The organism is Ewingella sp. AOP9-I1-14 (assembly GCF_052375995.1).
GTDB classification, from domain to species: domain Bacteria; phylum Pseudomonadota; class Gammaproteobacteria; order Enterobacterales; family Enterobacteriaceae; genus Ewingella; species Ewingella allii.
The window spans coordinates 60,603-76,515 of record NZ_JBQSVA010000001.1; the positions used below are offsets into that span (position 1 = coordinate 60,603).

Annotated in this window: 15 protein-coding genes; 12 read left to right on the forward strand and 3 right to left on the reverse strand. The window is 51.8% G+C overall.

The genetic code is table 11. The features are described 5' to 3' along the window. Positions 1 to 119: 119 nt before the first annotated feature. On the forward strand, positions 120 to 710 hold the full coding sequence (pth, locus tag ACT3RT_RS00385; RefSeq protein WP_353502261.1) for an aminoacyl-tRNA hydrolase: 591 nt from the start codon (positions 120 to 122) through the stop codon (positions 708 to 710). 74 nt (positions 711 to 784) lie between these two features. On the opposite strand, the gene ACT3RT_RS00390 is transcribed toward pth, so the two are convergent. Then, complete coding sequence (locus ACT3RT_RS00390; protein ID WP_353502262.1) at positions 785 to 2,266, reverse strand: SulP family inorganic anion transporter; 1,482 nt, start codon at positions 2,264 to 2,266, stop codon at positions 785 to 787. A 450-nt stretch (positions 2,267 to 2,716) separates the two neighbouring features. Here ACT3RT_RS00390 and ychF point away from each other — a divergent pair, with 450 nt between their 5' ends. Both ychF and yajD read left to right on the forward strand, forming a co-directional pair. After that, complete coding sequence (gene ychF, locus ACT3RT_RS00395) at positions 2,717 to 3,808, forward strand: redox-regulated ATPase YchF (RefSeq protein ID WP_353502263.1); 1,092 nt, start codon at positions 2,717 to 2,719, stop codon at positions 3,806 to 3,808. A 157-nt stretch (positions 3,809 to 3,965) separates the two neighbouring features. Further along, complete coding sequence (yajD, locus tag ACT3RT_RS00400; RefSeq protein ID WP_353502264.1) at positions 3,966 to 4,313, forward strand: HNH nuclease YajD; 348 nt, start codon at positions 3,966 to 3,968, stop codon at positions 4,311 to 4,313. 56 nt (positions 4,314 to 4,369) lie between these two features. Here yajD and ACT3RT_RS00405 read toward each other — a convergent pair whose 3' ends face one another. Together ACT3RT_RS00405 and ACT3RT_RS00410 are read right to left on the reverse strand one after the other, a co-directional pair. Further along, positions 4,370 to 4,957 carry a hypothetical protein gene (locus tag ACT3RT_RS00405; RefSeq protein WP_496202337.1) on the reverse strand — a complete coding sequence of 196 codons (588 nt, stop codon included), beginning with the start codon at positions 4,955 to 4,957 and terminating at the stop codon, positions 4,370 to 4,372. Positions 4,958 to 5,054: 97 nt separating this feature from the next. Then, entirely contained in the window at positions 5,055 to 5,864 is an 810-nt protein-coding gene (locus tag ACT3RT_RS00410; protein ID WP_496202592.1) for a DeoR family transcriptional regulator, read from the reverse strand. 250 nt (positions 5,865 to 6,114) lie between these two features. Between ACT3RT_RS00410 and kbaZ the strand changes: the two genes are divergently transcribed. The 9 genes from kbaZ (at position 6,115) to ACT3RT_RS00455 (ending at position 15,473) form a co-directional block, all read left to right on the forward strand. Then, the gene (kbaZ, locus tag ACT3RT_RS00415; RefSeq protein WP_496200973.1) at positions 6,115 to 7,407 is read left to right on the forward strand and encodes a tagatose-bisphosphate aldolase subunit KbaZ; all 1,293 of its coding nucleotides are present in this window, start codon (positions 6,115 to 6,117) and stop codon (positions 7,405 to 7,407) included. Positions 7,408 to 7,431: 24 nt separating this feature from the next. Continuing rightward, positions 7,432 to 7,905, forward strand: coding sequence for a PTS N-acetylgalactosamine transporter subunit IIB (agaV, locus tag ACT3RT_RS00420; protein WP_485900800.1), 474 nt, complete (start codon positions 7,432 to 7,434; stop codon positions 7,903 to 7,905). Positions 7,906 to 7,915: 10 nt separating this feature from the next. After that, complete coding sequence (agaW, locus tag ACT3RT_RS00425) at positions 7,916 to 8,698, forward strand: PTS N-acetylgalactosamine transporter subunit IIC (RefSeq protein WP_353502268.1); 783 nt, start codon at positions 7,916 to 7,918, stop codon at positions 8,696 to 8,698. Beyond that, complete coding sequence (agaE, locus tag ACT3RT_RS00430) at positions 8,688 to 9,563, forward strand: PTS N-acetylgalactosamine transporter subunit IID (RefSeq protein WP_353502269.1); 876 nt, start codon at positions 8,688 to 8,690, stop codon at positions 9,561 to 9,563. Before agaW ends, agaE begins: the two co-directional genes overlap by 11 nt. Before the next feature lie 15 nt (positions 9,564 to 9,578). Next, positions 9,579 to 10,013 carry a PTS galactosamine/N-acetylgalactosamine transporter subunit IIA gene (gene agaF, locus ACT3RT_RS00435; RefSeq protein ID WP_353502270.1) on the forward strand — a complete coding sequence of 145 codons (435 nt, stop codon included), beginning with the start codon at positions 9,579 to 9,581 and terminating at the stop codon, positions 10,011 to 10,013. Next, complete coding sequence (gene nagA / locus ACT3RT_RS00440; protein ID WP_496202338.1) at positions 10,010 to 11,143, forward strand: N-acetylglucosamine-6-phosphate deacetylase; 1,134 nt, start codon at positions 10,010 to 10,012, stop codon at positions 11,141 to 11,143. The genes agaF and nagA overlap by 4 nt, the downstream gene beginning before the upstream one ends. A 300-nt stretch (positions 11,144 to 11,443) precedes the next feature. Further along, positions 11,444 to 12,598, forward strand: coding sequence for an SIS domain-containing protein (locus ACT3RT_RS00445; protein ID WP_485900805.1), 1,155 nt, complete (start codon positions 11,444 to 11,446; stop codon positions 12,596 to 12,598). Positions 12,599 to 12,610: 12 nt separating this feature from the next. Further along, complete coding sequence (kbaY, locus tag ACT3RT_RS00450; protein ID WP_485900807.1) at positions 12,611 to 13,489, forward strand: tagatose-bisphosphate aldolase subunit KbaY; 879 nt, start codon at positions 12,611 to 12,613, stop codon at positions 13,487 to 13,489. Positions 13,490 to 13,580: 91 nt separating this feature from the next. Beyond that, positions 13,581 to 15,473 (forward strand): enterotoxin, encoded by a 1,893-nt coding sequence (locus tag ACT3RT_RS00455; RefSeq protein ID WP_496202339.1) that lies wholly within the window; start codon positions 13,581 to 13,583, stop codon positions 15,471 to 15,473. The last annotated feature ends 440 nt before the right edge of the window (positions 15,474 to 15,913 follow it).

Below are 15,913 nucleotides of genomic sequence, written 5' to 3' on the forward strand. Positions count from 1 at the left end.
GCTCAACTATTCACCTTTAAAATCATTATCCTGAAATTCCCCTCCGCAGGTTTGGCACAACTGCCTCACGCGGGTAAACTAACGCCCTGATCGTCACCTCATGAAGAAGCGAAACCAACGTGAGCAGCATTAAATTAATTGTGGGTCTGGCCAACCCTGGCGCCGAATACGCCCAAACGCGGCACAACGCCGGAGCCTGGTATGTGGACCTGTTGGCGCGCCAGCATAATCAGCAGCTTAAAGAAGAGAGTAAGTTCTACGGCTACACCGCGCGTTTGTCGCTGGCGGGCCAGGATGTTCGTCTTTTAGTGCCGACGACCTTTATGAATCTCAGCGGCAAGGCCGTGCTGGCGATGGCGAATTTTTATCGCGTCGAGCCGAATGAGATTTTGGTAGCCCACGACGAGTTAGACATCCCGCCGGGCTTGGCGAAAATCAAACTGGGCGGCGGCAACGGCGGCCACAACGGCCTGAAAGATATTCAGAGCAAGCTGGGGAACAACCCTAATTTCTATCGCCTGCGCATTGGTATTGGTCATCCGGGCGATAAAAATAAGGTGGTGGGATTTGTTCTCGGCAAGCCCCCGGCCAGCGAGCAGAAGCTGATTGATGACGCCATCGACGAGTCGCTACGCTGTACCGAGATGCTAATGAAAGAAGGTTTAGAGAAAACCATCCAGCGTCTGCACAGTTTTAAAGCCCAGCCGTAACTCAGTTAAAACTCTATTAAAAGCAAAAAGGCGCGAAATTCGCGCCTTTTCTTATTCAGATTGCCTGACTGCCTTCACAGATTGTCTTCCGCGACGTAATACTGCGGGTCATCCAGCTCGTGGCTACAGAACGGACCAGCCTTTTTCAGCAGGCTCACGCAGTCATCACTGAGGTGGCGCAGCCGAATCGACTTGCCCGCCTCGAGATAGCGCGCGGTCAGTTTATCAATCGCCTCAACGCCGCTGGAGTCCATCACTCGCGTTGCGGCAAAGTCCAACACTACGTTTTGCGGATCGTTCATCGGCTCAAATAACTCGCCAAAGCTGGCCGAGGAGCCAAAGAACAGTGGCCCTTCAAGCTTATAAATCGCCAGATCGCCCTTGGTTTTATGTTCACGAATGCGGATACGCGCCTGCTGCCAGGCGAAGACCAGCGCGGAGATAATTACTCCACTGATCACCGCCACGGCCAGATCGGTGAAAATAGTGATTAAGGTAACAATCACCATCACCAGCGCGTCGGCCTTTGGCATGCGTCGCAGCCTGCGCAGCGAACTCCACTCAAAGGTGTTGTAACACACTACCAACATGATCCCTGCCAGCGCCGCTACCGGCAACAGACCGATGTAACCCGACAGGCTAATCACAAATAAAATCAGCAAAATAGCCCCGACCACGCCTGAAATGCGCCCGCGCCCGCCCGAGGTAAAGTTGATAATTGACTGCCCAATCATCGCGCAACCGGCGAAGCAGCCAAAAAGCCCGCAAATGGTGTTTCCCGCGCCCTGCGCGATGCTTTCGCGATTGCCATTACCCTTCTTATTCCCCATTTCGTCCAGCACGGTCATGGTCAGCAGGGATTCAATCAGGCCGACCAGCGCGATCACCACCGCGTAAGGCAGCACCACCTTCAGCATCTCAAGGTTAAACGGCGCAACCGGCAGGCTGAAGTGAGGCAAAGCGCCGGAGATATCCGCCAAATCTCCGACTCGCAGCGTATGCAGATTAAAGCCAATCGCCACCGCCGCCACCACTATCAGGGCGGCCAGCGAAGAAGGAATAACGCGGGTCAGTTTTGGGAAGAGCACGACCACCAGAATCGCCAGCAGCACCAGCCCGTACATCAGCGGCCCCTGCCCGGCAATCATGTGCAGTTGCGCCAGCATGATGACGATCGCCAGACCGTTCACAAAGCCGTGAATAGCCGGAAGAGGCACCAGACGGATAAATTTCCCCAAACGGAAAACGCCGATCAGGATCTGAATTATCCCGGCAAATATCGTCGCCCATAGCACGTAGCCCATGCCGTGCTGTGCCGCGAGGCTCATCAACACCACCACAATCGAGCCCGCCGCGCCGGAGACCATGCCCGGCTTGCCGCCAAATAGCGCCGTGACTAAGCCAATAATGAAAGCCGTGTGCAAGCCGACAATGGGTGACAGACCGGCCACCAGCGAAAAACCTACGGCTTCGGGGATCATCGAAACCGCGACAACAAATCCCGCCAGAACTTCATTCTTGACGTCAGAAATCCTGAAATCTTTCAGGTTAAACATGATGTTATTCACTTTTTATCAATAGAAACCATTTCTCGCAGACGGAGAAACGCGTGCCGCAGAAGGCTTCACACAGTGGCAAAGCGCGGCAAAAAGCACGGTGAAAACCGTTTACGGAAGGGAAAAACTCAAGGTGGCGTAGGCAAGAAAGACATCTGGCGCGTTTCCGGTCGGTTAAAACATTGTGATCAGTATCTAAAATGATCGGAATACTGGCAAGATTTTTAATCTCAAATACAGGTTAGAGTCTGAGATAAGTGAAGGCGCCAACTGAACGAATCCCGCGAGCTGACACAAGTCAGTGACCGGGATAAGTGAAGGCGCCAACGCAGAGACGGTGCGAAGGATGCCGGAGATCGGCATTCTGTGTATAATGGCGGGCATAACGGTCATTACATCGTGCGATTAAAGTTAATTGCTTGATAATTAAGATATTAAGGTGATAACAACATGGGATTCAAATGCGGTATCGTGGGCCTGCCGAACGTCGGTAAATCTACATTGTTCAACGCGCTGACTAAAGCGGGCATCGAGGCGGCGAACTTCCCGTTCTGCACTATCGAGCCTAACACTGGCGTGGTGCCAATGCCTGATTCACGTCTTGACCAACTGGCTGAGATCGTAAAACCGCAGCGCATTCTGCCTACTACCATGGAATTCGTTGATATCGCCGGTCTGGTGAAAGGCGCGTCTAAAGGTGAAGGCCTGGGTAACCAGTTCCTGACCAACATCCGCGAAACTGAAGCTATCGGCCACGTTGTGCGCTGTTTCGAGAATGACAACATCATTCACGTGAACAACAAAGTCGACCCGGCGGAAGACATTGATGTCATCAACACCGAGCTGGCCCTGTCCGACCTCGACACCTGTGAGCGTGCGATCCACCGCGTGCAGAAACGTGCTAAAGGCGGCGATAAAGACGCAAAAGCCGAACTGGCTGCGCTGGAAAAATGCCTGCCACAGCTTTCCGAAGCTGGCATGCTGCGTGCGCTAGATCTGACTGACGAAGATAAAGCGGCGATCCGCTACCTGAGCTTCCTGACGCTAAAACCAACCATGTATATCGCTAACGTTAACGAAGACGGTTTTGAAAATAACCCGTACCTCGACACCGTTCGCAAAATCGCCGCTGCTGAAGGCTCTGTCGTAGTGGCAGTCTGCGCCGCGGTTGAATCTGATATCGCCGAGCTGGACGACGCTGATCGTGATGAGTTCATGGCCGAGCTGGGGCTGGAAGAGCCGGGCCTGAACCGCGTGATCCGCGCCGGTTATGAGCTGCTGAACCTGCAAACTTACTTCACCGCAGGCGTGAAAGAAGTCCGCGCATGGACCATCCCTGTGGGCGCCACTGCCCCACAGGCAGCCGGTAAAATCCACACCGACTTCGAGAAAGGCTTTATCCGCGCGCAAACCATCGCTTTCGAAGACTTCATCACCTACAAAGGTGAACAAGGCGCGAAAGAAGCCGGCAAAATGCGTTCAGAAGGTAAAGAGTACATCGTGAAAGATGGCGACGTGATGAACTTCTTGTTTAACGTCTAAGCCAAAATTCGGGTTGTAGAGACTATAAGTTGTGTTAAAGAAACCCCATGCAGATGCGTGGGGTTTTTGTTTGGAGGCATGACAGATGACCTTCCACCCCATTAAAGGATATATTGAGGCAATAATCTAACTCCCTCACTTCGTAACGGACACCACCATGGCACTGATCCCCAAAAATTACTCGCGGTTGGAAAGCGGCTATCGCGAGAAAGCGTTAAAAATCTATCCGTGGGTTTGTGGGCGCTGCTCGCGTGAGTTTGTTTATTCCAACCTGCGCGAATTAACGGTTCACCATATCGATCACGACCACACCAATAACCCGGCGGATGGCAGTAACTGGGAGTTGTTGTGTTTGTACTGCCATGACCATGAGCACTCAAAATACACCGAGGCGGACCAGTACGGCACAACCGTCGTCGCGGGCGAAGACGCGCAGGACGATGTTGAAGCGGCGACCTATAATCCCTTCGCAGATTTAAAGTCGCTGCTGAATAAGAAGAAGTAATTATGTAGATGTCAGCTTATGGCGCATAAGCTGACATCACAGCATGCCGAAGGATATTAGCCCGCTTTTTCGAGGCTACGCTTTACGGCCTTGAGCGTCCTTTGGCGGATCCAGCCACTTCCTGCTCTTATCGTCAGCCAGTACAAAGCCATTTTTAAGTAGGTCGCTCTGTCAGAGCAATGGATGAAGGTTTCTGTACAGAGTGCATATTTATCAGTCGCTATCTCTTGTAATTGATACCGCAGTAACAATTTTGCGTTACCAGGCTTAAGTGCTGCGCAATACGCACGAGTGTCCGGAATATCCTCAAGACCAAAATCGCTACGCCAAAATTGGCCTCTTAAGCCATAACAAAGTTCAGTTGTGGATTTTTCAAGCAATGTAAAATTACTCAGTCCGAACTGATGAATACTGTCTCTAGACTCACCCAAACGTAATCTTTGTGGCAGTTGTCGCACCGACATCAAGGTTCTAATGATGAAGTCCTGCTGGATATCATAATCAGCCACCGCCGATAATATTTTTTCCGGGTAGAGAGTGGTGATAGTTGCTTGATGTCTCTCATAGAACTGAAAGTTCGGCATATATATAGGTACATTTAGCCAGCCGGTTAGAACTTTCTTAGTAACAAATCCCAGCACCAATCTACTTACTCCCTTAAAAAACCTAATCCCGAATGATGGTTATTGCGCTCCAATAACTTTATTGGCTAGGGTCAATCGGAAGAAATCGACCCAGCAACTACCCCTCAACCACCACCACTTCTACCCCGGCTTTTCGCAGTCCGTTCAAACTCTCTTCTGGAATGCCGCTATCAGTAATAACCGTATGAATACGTTGAGTATCAATAATCTTGTGCAGGCTGGAGCGGTTAAATTTGCTGGAGTCGGTGACCACAATAATGTGCTCCGCGACTTCACACATCCGGCGATTCAAACGCGCTTCGTCTTCATTATGGGTACTGACTCCGCGCTCGAGGCTGAAGGCATCCACCCCAAGGAAAAGGATATCGAAGTGGTAATTTTGCAGTGACTGGTCAGCCTGTTCACCATAGAAAGAGAGCGACTGGCGGCGTAGGTGCCCGCCGGTCATCAGCACGTCCACCCCTTCGGCTTCCACCAGCGCGTTGGCCACATTCATGCCATTGGTCATGGCAATCACCTCTTTATGATTACGCATATGGCGCGCAATTTCACAGGTGGTGGTGCCTGAGTCGAGAATGACGCGGTGGCCCGGCTTGATAAGATTGGCCGCCACGAGCGCAATGCTGCGCTTTAAAGAAGTATTAAGGGAGCTTTTATCTTCTACCGTCGGCTCAATTCCCGGCGTGTTGGCGTCGCAGACCAGCGCACCGCCGTAGGCTCGCACGGCGATGCCCTGCTTTTCCAGAAAGGCTAAATCGTTGCGGATAGTGACCGTGGAAACATTAAAAAATGCTGACAAATCATTAACCTGAACACTACCCTGTTGACGAAGACGCTGAATAATCTGCTCACGCCTTTCACTGGTCCCTGTTACCCGTTTTTCCATTGCCGAATCGGTATTGCTCATCATTAATCCTTTCTCGCGGCCTTTCGTTTCATTTCGCTTTACCTATTAACGCCTTTCTTTTGCTGAAATGCAAGCCTTTGCACGACGCGAAATCGGTGGAGCAATGGATAAAAAAACCTTTCACTACGTTTCTTTTGCGAAACAGATCGCATTTCCATTATCTTTCGTTTTGTTTTTATTGTTCGTTAAAGCAATATCCAACGAAATGAACTGAAAGAAAAATAACCATTAACCCCTTATGGAGTGGAAAGTGAAACATTTAACCGAGTTTGTGGCTGACCATAAGCAGGATAAAGGATGCGGCATCTTTGCCGTCTGTTCCGCGCACCCATTAGTGCTTGAAGCGGCAATACGTCACGCCAGGGAAACACAATCGCTCTTATTAATAGAAGCCACCTCCAATCAAGTGGATCAGTTTGGCGGCTACACGGGCATGACCCCGGTAGACTTTCGTCACTTCGTTGAGCAAATGGCCGATGAGCACCACTTGCCACGCCAACAGTTGATATTAGGTGGCGACCATTTGGGGCCAAATCGCTGGCAAACGGCGCCTGCCGCAGAAGCTATGGCGCATGCTGAAGAGCTGATTCGCCATTATGTTGCCGCGGGTTTTAAAAAAATCCATCTGGATTGCAGCATGTCCTGTGCCGATGACCCGGTGCCATTAACCGATGAGATCGTGGCTGAGCGTGCCGCAAGGCTTGCGCGAATTGCCGAGCAGACCAGCAAGGAAACATGGGGTTCCTCTGATCTGGTGTATGTCATTGGGACAGAAGTGCCGGTTCCGGGGGGCGCGCACGAAACGCTGTCGGCACTCACCGTGACCTCACCACAAGCAGCAAAAGCCACGCTGCAAGCTCATCGCCATGCTTTTGAACAACAGGGGCTGAACGAAATTTGGCCACGGATTATTGGGCTGGTCGTGCAGCCCGGCGTGGAATTCGATCATGCTCATATTATTGATTATCAACCTGAAAAATCTCTTGCTCTAAGTCAGACTATCGAAGAATTTGACACCATGGTCTTCGAAGCGCACTCCACCGATTATCAAACACCACTCGCCCTACGGCAGCTTGTTCAACATCACTTCGCTATTTTGAAAGTCGGCCCGGCGCTCACTTTTGCATTGCGCGAAGCCCTCTTTTCGCTGGCCGCCATCGAGCATGAACTTCGCCCTTCTCACCAGTGTTCAGGGCTAAGAGATGTCTTAGAAAGCGTGATGCAACAGCACCCGCAGCACTGGGAACAGCATTACCACGGCAATAACGATGAGCGCCGTCTGGCGCGCGGGTACAGCTATTCCGACCGCGTTCGCTACTACTGGCCGGATCACGACATTGACGAGGCTTATTCCCGTTTGGTGACGCATCTAGCGGATCAATCTATTCCACTGCCGCTGATTAGCCAGTACCTACCCCTTCAATACAGCAGAGTTCGTGAAGGCAGACTGGCAGCAACACCGCATGAACTGATTATTGACCACATTCAGGATGTACTGCGTCAGTACCATGCTGCCTGCATGAGCACTTCGTCATCCCAATAACACAATGATAATAAGGAAGAAAATATGCCAAACATTGTTTTAAGTCGTATTGATGAGCGTCTGATCCACGGCCAGGTGGGTGTTCAGTGGGTCGGGTTTGCCGGGGCGAATCTGGTGTTAGTAGCCAATGATGAAGTGGCCGAAGATGAAGTTCAGCAGCATTTAATGGAGATGGTGTTGGCGGAGGGCATCGCCGTGCGTTTTTGGCCGCTGCAAAAGGTTATCGACAATATTCATCGAGCCAACGATCGGCAGAAAATCTTACTGGTCTGTAAAAATCCCACCGACTTTCTGACCCTCACCAACGGCAATGTGCCGGTGACGCGCATCAACGTGGGCAATATGCACTATGCCGAAGGCAAGCAACAAATCGCCAAAACCGTCTCCGTCGACGATCAGGACATTGCCGCTTTTAATGGCCTGAAAAAAGCCGGCGTGGAATGTTTTGTTCAGGGCGTACCTACCGAGCCAGCACAGGATCTCTACAAACTCCTTTGAGGTATTTTCTATGGAAATTAGCTTATTACAGGCACTAGCGTTAGGGATCCTGGCCTTTATTGCGGGATTGGATATGTTCAATGGCCTGACGCATATGCATCGCCCGGTAGTCCTTGGCCCCCTGGTCGGCCTGATTATGGGTGACCTTCACGCGGGAATATTGACCGGCGGTACGCTGGAATTGGTATGGATGGGGCTTGCGCCGCTGGCCGGTGCCCAGCCGCCGAATGTGATTATCGGCACAATTGTCGGCACCGCATTTGCTATCACCGCCAGAGTGAAGCCTGAAGTGGCCGTCGGCGTGGCCGTTCCCTTCGCCGTGGCGGTGCAAATGGGCATTACCTTCTTGTTCTCCATTATGTCTGGCGTGATGGCGCGCTGCGACCGCATGGCGGCCAACGCGGACACCAAAGGCATCGAAAGAGTTAACTATCTGGCGTTACTGGCACTGGGGGCTTTCTATTTTCTCTGCGCCTTCCTGCCTATCTACTTCGGCGCGGATCACGCAAAAGCGGCCATTGATGTCTTACCGGCGCGCCTGATTGACGGCCTTGGCGTGGCGGGCGGCATTATGCCAGCCATCGGCTTTGCCGTGCTGCTGAAAATCATGATGAAAAACGTCTACATCCCCTATTTCATTCTTGGATTTGTTGCTGCCGCTTGGCTAAAACTGCCGGTACTGGCGATTGCCGCCGCCGCACTCGCCATGGCAATCATCGATTTTATGCGCAAAGACTCAGCCCCACTGCAGCCTTCCAGCTCTAAACAAGAGGAATTCGAAGATGGTATCTAATACTCAGGTTTTGCCAGGGATCAGCACCAGTGAGAAAACCGTGACGTCTGGCAGTGACAATATCTATGAAGATCAGACCATTGGCACCGAGCTGACTAAAAAAGATATTAACCGCGTGGCGTGGCGCTCCATGCTGCTGCAAGCCTCCTTTAACTATGAGCGTATGCAAGCTTCAGGCTGGCTATATGGGCTGCTGCCCGCCTTGAAAAAGATCCACACCAATAAAAATGATCTGGCGCGAGCCATGAAAGGCCATATGGGGTTCTTCAACACTCACCCTTTTCTGGTGACATTTGTCATCGGCATTATTCTGGCGATGGAGCGTTCCAAGCAGGATGTGAACAGCATTCAGAGCACTAAAATTGCTGTTGGCGCGCCACTGGGCGGCATTGGCGATGCCATGTTCTGGCTCACGTTACTGCCAATTTGCGGCGGGATTGGGGCCAGCCTGGCGCTGCAAGGCTCGATTCTCGGTGCGGTGGTGTTTTTGGTGATGTTTAACGTCGTTCATCTCGGGCTGCGTTTCGGGCTGGCTCACTATGCCTATCGCATGGGAGTTGCCGCCATTCCGGTTATCAAGGCCAACACGCTAAAAGTGGGCCGCGCCGCCTCTATCGTTGGGATGACGGTAATTGGCGCGCTAGTGGCAACCTATGTTCGTTTAGCCACCACGCTGGAGATCAATGCCGGTGACGCGGTAGTTAAACTGCAAACCGACGTTATCGACAAACTAATGCCAGCGTTTCTGCCCCTGCTATATACCCTGACGATGTATTGGCTGGTACGCCGTGGCTGGAGCCCGCTGCGCCTGATCGGGCTGACCGTGGTGTTGGGCATCGTCGGCAAATTTGGTCACTTCCTGTAAGCAAGAGGACGCAACATGTTAAGCATTATTCTTACGGGTCACGGCGGGTTCGCCACCGGGCTTGAGAAAGCCATGAAGCAAATTCTTGGCGAACAGCCACAAATCATGGCAATCGATTTCCCCGAAAGCTCGTCAACCGCCCTGCTGACCTCCGAGTTTGAACAGGCGCTGAGCCTGCTAGATGAGAGTGAGGGGCTGGTTTTTCTGACCGATTTACTGGGCGGGACGCCTTTTCGCGTGGCATCGACATTAGCCATGCAGAAACCCGAGCGGGAAGTGATCACCGGCGTGAATCTACAGCTTCTGCTGGAAATGGTACTGGAGCGCGAGGGATTGAGCAGTCAGGAATTCCGCCTTCTGGCCCTTGAATGTGGTCATCGGGGGCTAACCAGCTTAGTGGATGAGCTGGGCCGTCATCGTGAGGCCGTACCCATAGAGGAAGGGATATGAGCACGCTATTGCGCGCGCACCGAGTGCTCACTGAACAAGGCTGGCTGCAAGACCACCAGTTACGGCTCAACGGCAACAAGATTATCGCCATTGAGCCAATCCCTGCAGGTGTTCCAAAGCGCGATGCCGAGCTGCTATGTCCGGCCTACATAGATATCCATGTTCACGGGGGCGATGGCGTTGACGTCATGGATGACGCTCCCGAGGTGTTGGACCAGCTGGCGATGTTTAAAGCGCGTCAGGGCGTCGGCGGCTGGTTGCCGACTACCGTCACGGCGAAGCTTGATGAGATAACGAGCGCACTGCGACGCATTGCCCTGCGCTATCACCAGGGTGGGAAAGGCGCGACGGTGCTGGGAAGTTATCTGGAAGGGCCTTACTTCACGCCGCAGAACAAGGGGGTGCATGCCCCAGAGCTATTCCGCGAACTGAGCATCGCCGAGCTAGATGGCCTGATTAATGTGTCGCAAAACACCCTGCGCGTGGTGGCTCTGGCACCTGAAAAACCCGAGGCGATCGCGGTCATTCAGCACCTTAAAAGTCAGGGAATCCGAGTAATGCTCGGCCACAGTGCGGCAAGCTATGAAGAGACAGTCCGGGCCTTTGACGCCGGAGCCGATGGGCTGGTGCACTGCTTTAACGGCATGACGGGGCTTCATCACCGTGATCCGGGTATGGTTGGCGCGGGGTTAACGGATAAGCGAGCCTGGCTGGAGTTAATTGCCGATGGTCACCATGTTCATCCCGCGGCGATGGCCCTTTGCTATGACTGCGCGGCGCCTCGAGTGGTGCTGATCACTGACGCTATGCGCGCTGCTGGCATGCCCGACGGCGAGTATTCGATTTGCGGGCAACCCGTCACCCTACAGCAAGGCATGGTGCGCACGGCTGCGGGCGGGCTTGCCGGAAGCACCCTGTCGCTGGATGCCGGGGTGCGCAATCTGGTCAATAACCTCGCGATATCAGAGGCGGATGCCATTCATATGGCGTCACTGCATCCGGCCAAAATGCTCGGCCTTGAACAGAGTTACGGTTCACTCTCAGAGGGGAAAATGGCCAACATCATCGCGCTAGACTCACAGCTTAAGGTGCAAAAAATATGGGTTGATGGTCAGTCTGTCGAGATCTAATCCTTTCACTGCACAACACTTTGGTTTGTGACCCTCGTGGTCACAAACCTTTCCTTTCCTTTCGACTGTAGCAAGTCTTCTTCCTCAAGAAATAGCCTTATTCATATAAAACAATCAGTTGAATAAATTCATTCCATCTTTAGATCACAGTTTTAGTTTTATTTCCTTTCTTTCGTTGATCTTTCACTTTCTTTTGTATAGATTTCATTTAACCACAAAACAAGCCAAATGAAACGAAACGAAAGATAGCCATGCATGATTTGTATTGGCTCACTGAAAGGTACGACTAAGGACTAAGTGATGAGCGAAACCGAATTTGCCAGTATTTCAGGTACGGCAACCTGGACCGAAAAAGAGATCCGCCAGCAACCGGGATGCTGGATCCAATCCTTAAAAAACATTGAAAGCCAACGCCGCGAGATAGAGACTTTTCTCAGCCCTCTGCTGCAAAAATCTGATCTGCATATCGTCCTGACCGGCGCGGGAACCTCGGCATTTATCGGCGATATTATTGCGCCTTGGCTTGCGCGCCAGACGGGTAAAAATTTCGTCGCCGTGCCGACCACCGATCTCGTGACTAACCCTGCTGATTATTTATCCTCCCATCGCCCGACGCTGCTGGTCTCTTTTGCCCGCTCGGGCAACAGTCCGGAGAGCGTCGCGGCAGTGGATTTAGCCAATCAGCTGGTCGGCCAGTGCCACCATTTGGTTATTACCTGCAATGAAGCGGGCAGCCTGTATCAAAATGCTGTCAGCAGTGACAACTCGCTAGCCCTGCTGATGCCTGCGGAAACGCACGATCGCGGGTTCGCCATGACCAGCAGCATCAGCACCATGATGGCCAGCTGTCTGGCAGTTTTTGTACCTGAAATCATCAACAGCCCGAGTTTTCAGGACGTGGCGACGCGCTGCGAACAGATCATCGATTCTCAAGGTGACTTCAGCGAGCCGGTATTTGGCGGCTTGCCATACAAACGCATTGTTTATCTCGGCAGCGGCGGCTTGCAGGGCGTGGCGCGGGAATCCGCCTTAAAAGTGTTGGAGCTGACGGCGGGAAAACTGGCGGCATTTTATGACTCGCCGACAGGTTTTCGCCACGGACCAAAATCCTTGGTCAATGATGAAACCCTGGTCGTGCTGTTTGTGTCGAGCCATCCCTACACCCGCCAATACGATCTCGACTTGCTCAACGAGCTGCGCCGCGACCAGCAGGCGATGCGCGTGGTGGCAATCTCGGCCACCAGCAGCCCTGAAATCGTTGCCGGGCCACACATCTTGTTACCCGCCTCCCGAGATTTTATCGATATCGAACAGGCTTTCTGTTTCCTGATGTACACCCAAATTTTCGCTCTCGGTGAATCAATCAAAGCGGGCATTACCCCTGACACCCCTTCCGCCAGCGGCACGGTTAATCGCGTGGTGAAAGGCGTCATTATTCATCCATGGAAAAGCTGAGAGGATCACCACATGAGCATTATTTCGACCAAATATCTTTTACAGGACGCTCAGGCGCGGCGTTACGCCGTTCCCGCTTTTAATATCCATAACGCAGAAACCATTCAGGCGATCCTCGAAGTCTGCAAAGAAATGCAGTCTCCGGTGATCCTTGCCGGTACGCCGGGCACCTTCAAACATATCGCTTTTGAAGAGATCTACGCCCTGTGCGAAGCCTATTCTGCCAGCTACTGCATGCCGCTGGCTCTGCATCTCGACCACCATGAGTCACTGGAAGATATTACCCGCAAGGTCAATGCCGGGGTGCGCAGCGCGATGATTGACGGCAGCCACTTCCCGTTTGCTGAGAACGCCCGTCTGGTGAGAAGCGTGGTGGATTTTTGCCATCGCAACGATTGTAGCGTTGAGGCTGAATTAGGCCGACTAGGCGGCGTTGAAGATGACATGGACGTCGACGAAGAGAGCGCTTTTCTCACTGACCCACAGGAAGCCCGCCGATTTGTCGAGTTAACCGGCATTGATAGCCTTGCCGTCGCCATTGGTACGGCACACGGCTTATACACCAAGCGGCCAAAAATTGATTTCCAGCGTTTGGGGGAAATTCGCGAAACGGTGGACATTCCGTTGGTTTTGCATGGCGCGAGCGATGTGCCTGACGACTATGTGCGCCGCGCCATTGAGTTGGGCGTTTGCAAAGTGAATGTCGCCACCGAGCTGAAAATTGCCTTTGCGGCGGCGGTTAAAAAATGGTTTGGCGACAACCCCGAAGGCAACGACCCGCGCTATTACATGCGCGTTGGCATGGACGCCATGAAAGACGTGGTGCGCAGCAAAGTCACGGTCTGCGGCTCGGCGAATAAGCTCATCCCTGAAGCCGTTGCGTCACATTAAATCTCTTATATAGGTTACCCTGTCACTTATCGGGTAGCCTTTTCCATCTCAGCACCCATCCCTTTTTTACTCTGAGATATCAGGACATCCTATGAAAACCCTCATAAAAAGTTCTCTCCTATTATTGCTGATCAGCAATGGCGCTCTCGCCTCCGAGTACCAGTTAAACAACGATAACTTGGCTTTCTCTTTTGACGACGCCCACTCAGCCGTGATGTTAAAAGATAAGCTTTCGGGCCACCAGCTAGCGCCTATTGAATTGTTTTTCCTGACATTACCTGATGAAAAGGTGATTCACGCTGCCGATTTTAAAATTAAGAGCGTGCAGAAAAAAGATGACGCGATCCTCATTGATTATGAGCACCAAGACTTCAGCGTCAGCGTCGCGTTGCATAGCCTGAAAGGCAAATACGCCAGCATTGACTACAGTATTCAGGCCAAAGGCCAGCCGCAGAAAGTAGCGAAAATCACCTTCTTCCCAACCAAAGGGCAGGCTCAGGCTCCTTATGTTAATGGCGCCATCAGTAGCTCGCCGATCATTGCGGACAGCTTTTTCATTCTGCCGGAAAAACCTATCGTTAATACCTATGCCTATGAAACCACAACCAATTTAAACGTTGAGCTGAAAACGCCGATTGGCACGGATACCCCTGTCACCTTCACCACCTACTTTGGGACTTTTGAAGAAAGCAATCAGCTGCGCCGCAGCTTCAACCAGTTCATTAACGCCGTGCGGGCGCGCCCTTATCAACCCTATCTGCACTATAACAGCTGGATGGATATCGGCTTCTTCACCACCTATACCGAACAAGAGGTGCTGAATCGCATGGACACCTACGCCGACGAGCTGATTAAAAAGCGCGGCGTGAAGCTGGATGGTTTTTTACTGGATGACGGCTGGGACGATCGCACCGGGAAATGGATGTTTGGCCCGGCATTCAGCAAAGGGTTTGGCGCGGTGAAGGAGAAAGCCGATAGCCTGCACACTTCGGTCGGGCTGTGGCTCTCACCCTGGGGGGGCTATAACAAGCCGCGCGACATCCGCGTTTCGCACGCCAAAGAATATGGTTTCGAAACCGTCGATGGCAAGTTCGCCCTTTCTGGCCCCAATTACTTTCGCAATTTTAATGAACAAATCATCAAACTCATTAAAAATGAGCACATTACCTCTTTCAAACTAGACGGCATGGGCAACGCCAACTCGTATATACCAGGCAGTCAGTTCGCCTCTGACTTTGATGCCTCAATCGAGTTGATTAAAAATATGCGCCAGGCCAATCCTGATCTATTTATCAACCTGACTACCGGCACCGACGCCAGCCCGTCATGGCTGTTCTACGCCGACTCTATCTGGCGTCAGGGGGATGACATCAATGTGTTTGGCAAAGGCTCGCCGGTTCAACAGTGGATGACTTATCGCGATGCCGAAACCTATCGCTCCATCGTGCGCAAAGGCCCGCTGTTCCCAATAAACTCATTGATGTATCACGGGATTGTCAGCGCGGAGCACGCCTATTTTGGACTGGAGAAAGTGCAGACCGACGGTGACTTTGCCGATCAGGTGTGGAGCTATTTTGCGACAGGGACCCAGCTGCAAGAGCTGTACATCACGCCGTCAATGTTAAACAGCAATAAGTGGGACACGCTGGCAGCGGCGGCAAAATGGTCACGCAATAACAGTGACGTGCTGGTCGATACCCACTGGATTGGCGGCGATCCGACTGCATTGGAGGTCTACGGCTGGGCATCATGGAGCAAAAAGAAAGCCATTTTGGGCCTGCGCAATCCGTCGGATAAAGCACAAAGTTACTATCTGGACCTCAGTAAAAGCTTTGAAATCCCCAGCGGCGAGGCCAACCAATTCACCCTTAAAAATGTGTATGGCAGCAACACCAGCCTGCCTGCCAATTACCGCCAGCCTGTTGTCGTGACCTTAAAACCGTTACAAACCCTGGTCATCGAAGCCATCCCCGTCACCCAGTAAAAATTACCCGCCACATTCCGGCCTGATACCCCAACAATCAGGCCGGACTCCCTATCCTTAACCTCCTCTGCCGACAGCTATCCCAAAAACAGGTTATAACTATTATTGGCTTACGTGACATTCTACGGCCGTTATTTTTACTTTCGACTATTAATTCTTTGGTTTTTATTATCAGCAAAATCACAATTAACTGATGAATTAAAATTTATATACGAAAAGTCTTAAGCTGAAATGCGAAAGAATAATCCTACAGACTTGAAAGATTATTCCTAAACCACAGAAAAATCTTAAAGAAAACTCTTAGAAACGCCTCCTAAATGTTAAATAATAAAAATAAAAACCTCTCAGACGCATCAATTTGCCGCCCCCTAGACCCCACAAAAAGAAAACCTATAAAAGCAATATAAAACAACAATATAAAGTAAAAGCAACCCTTTTAA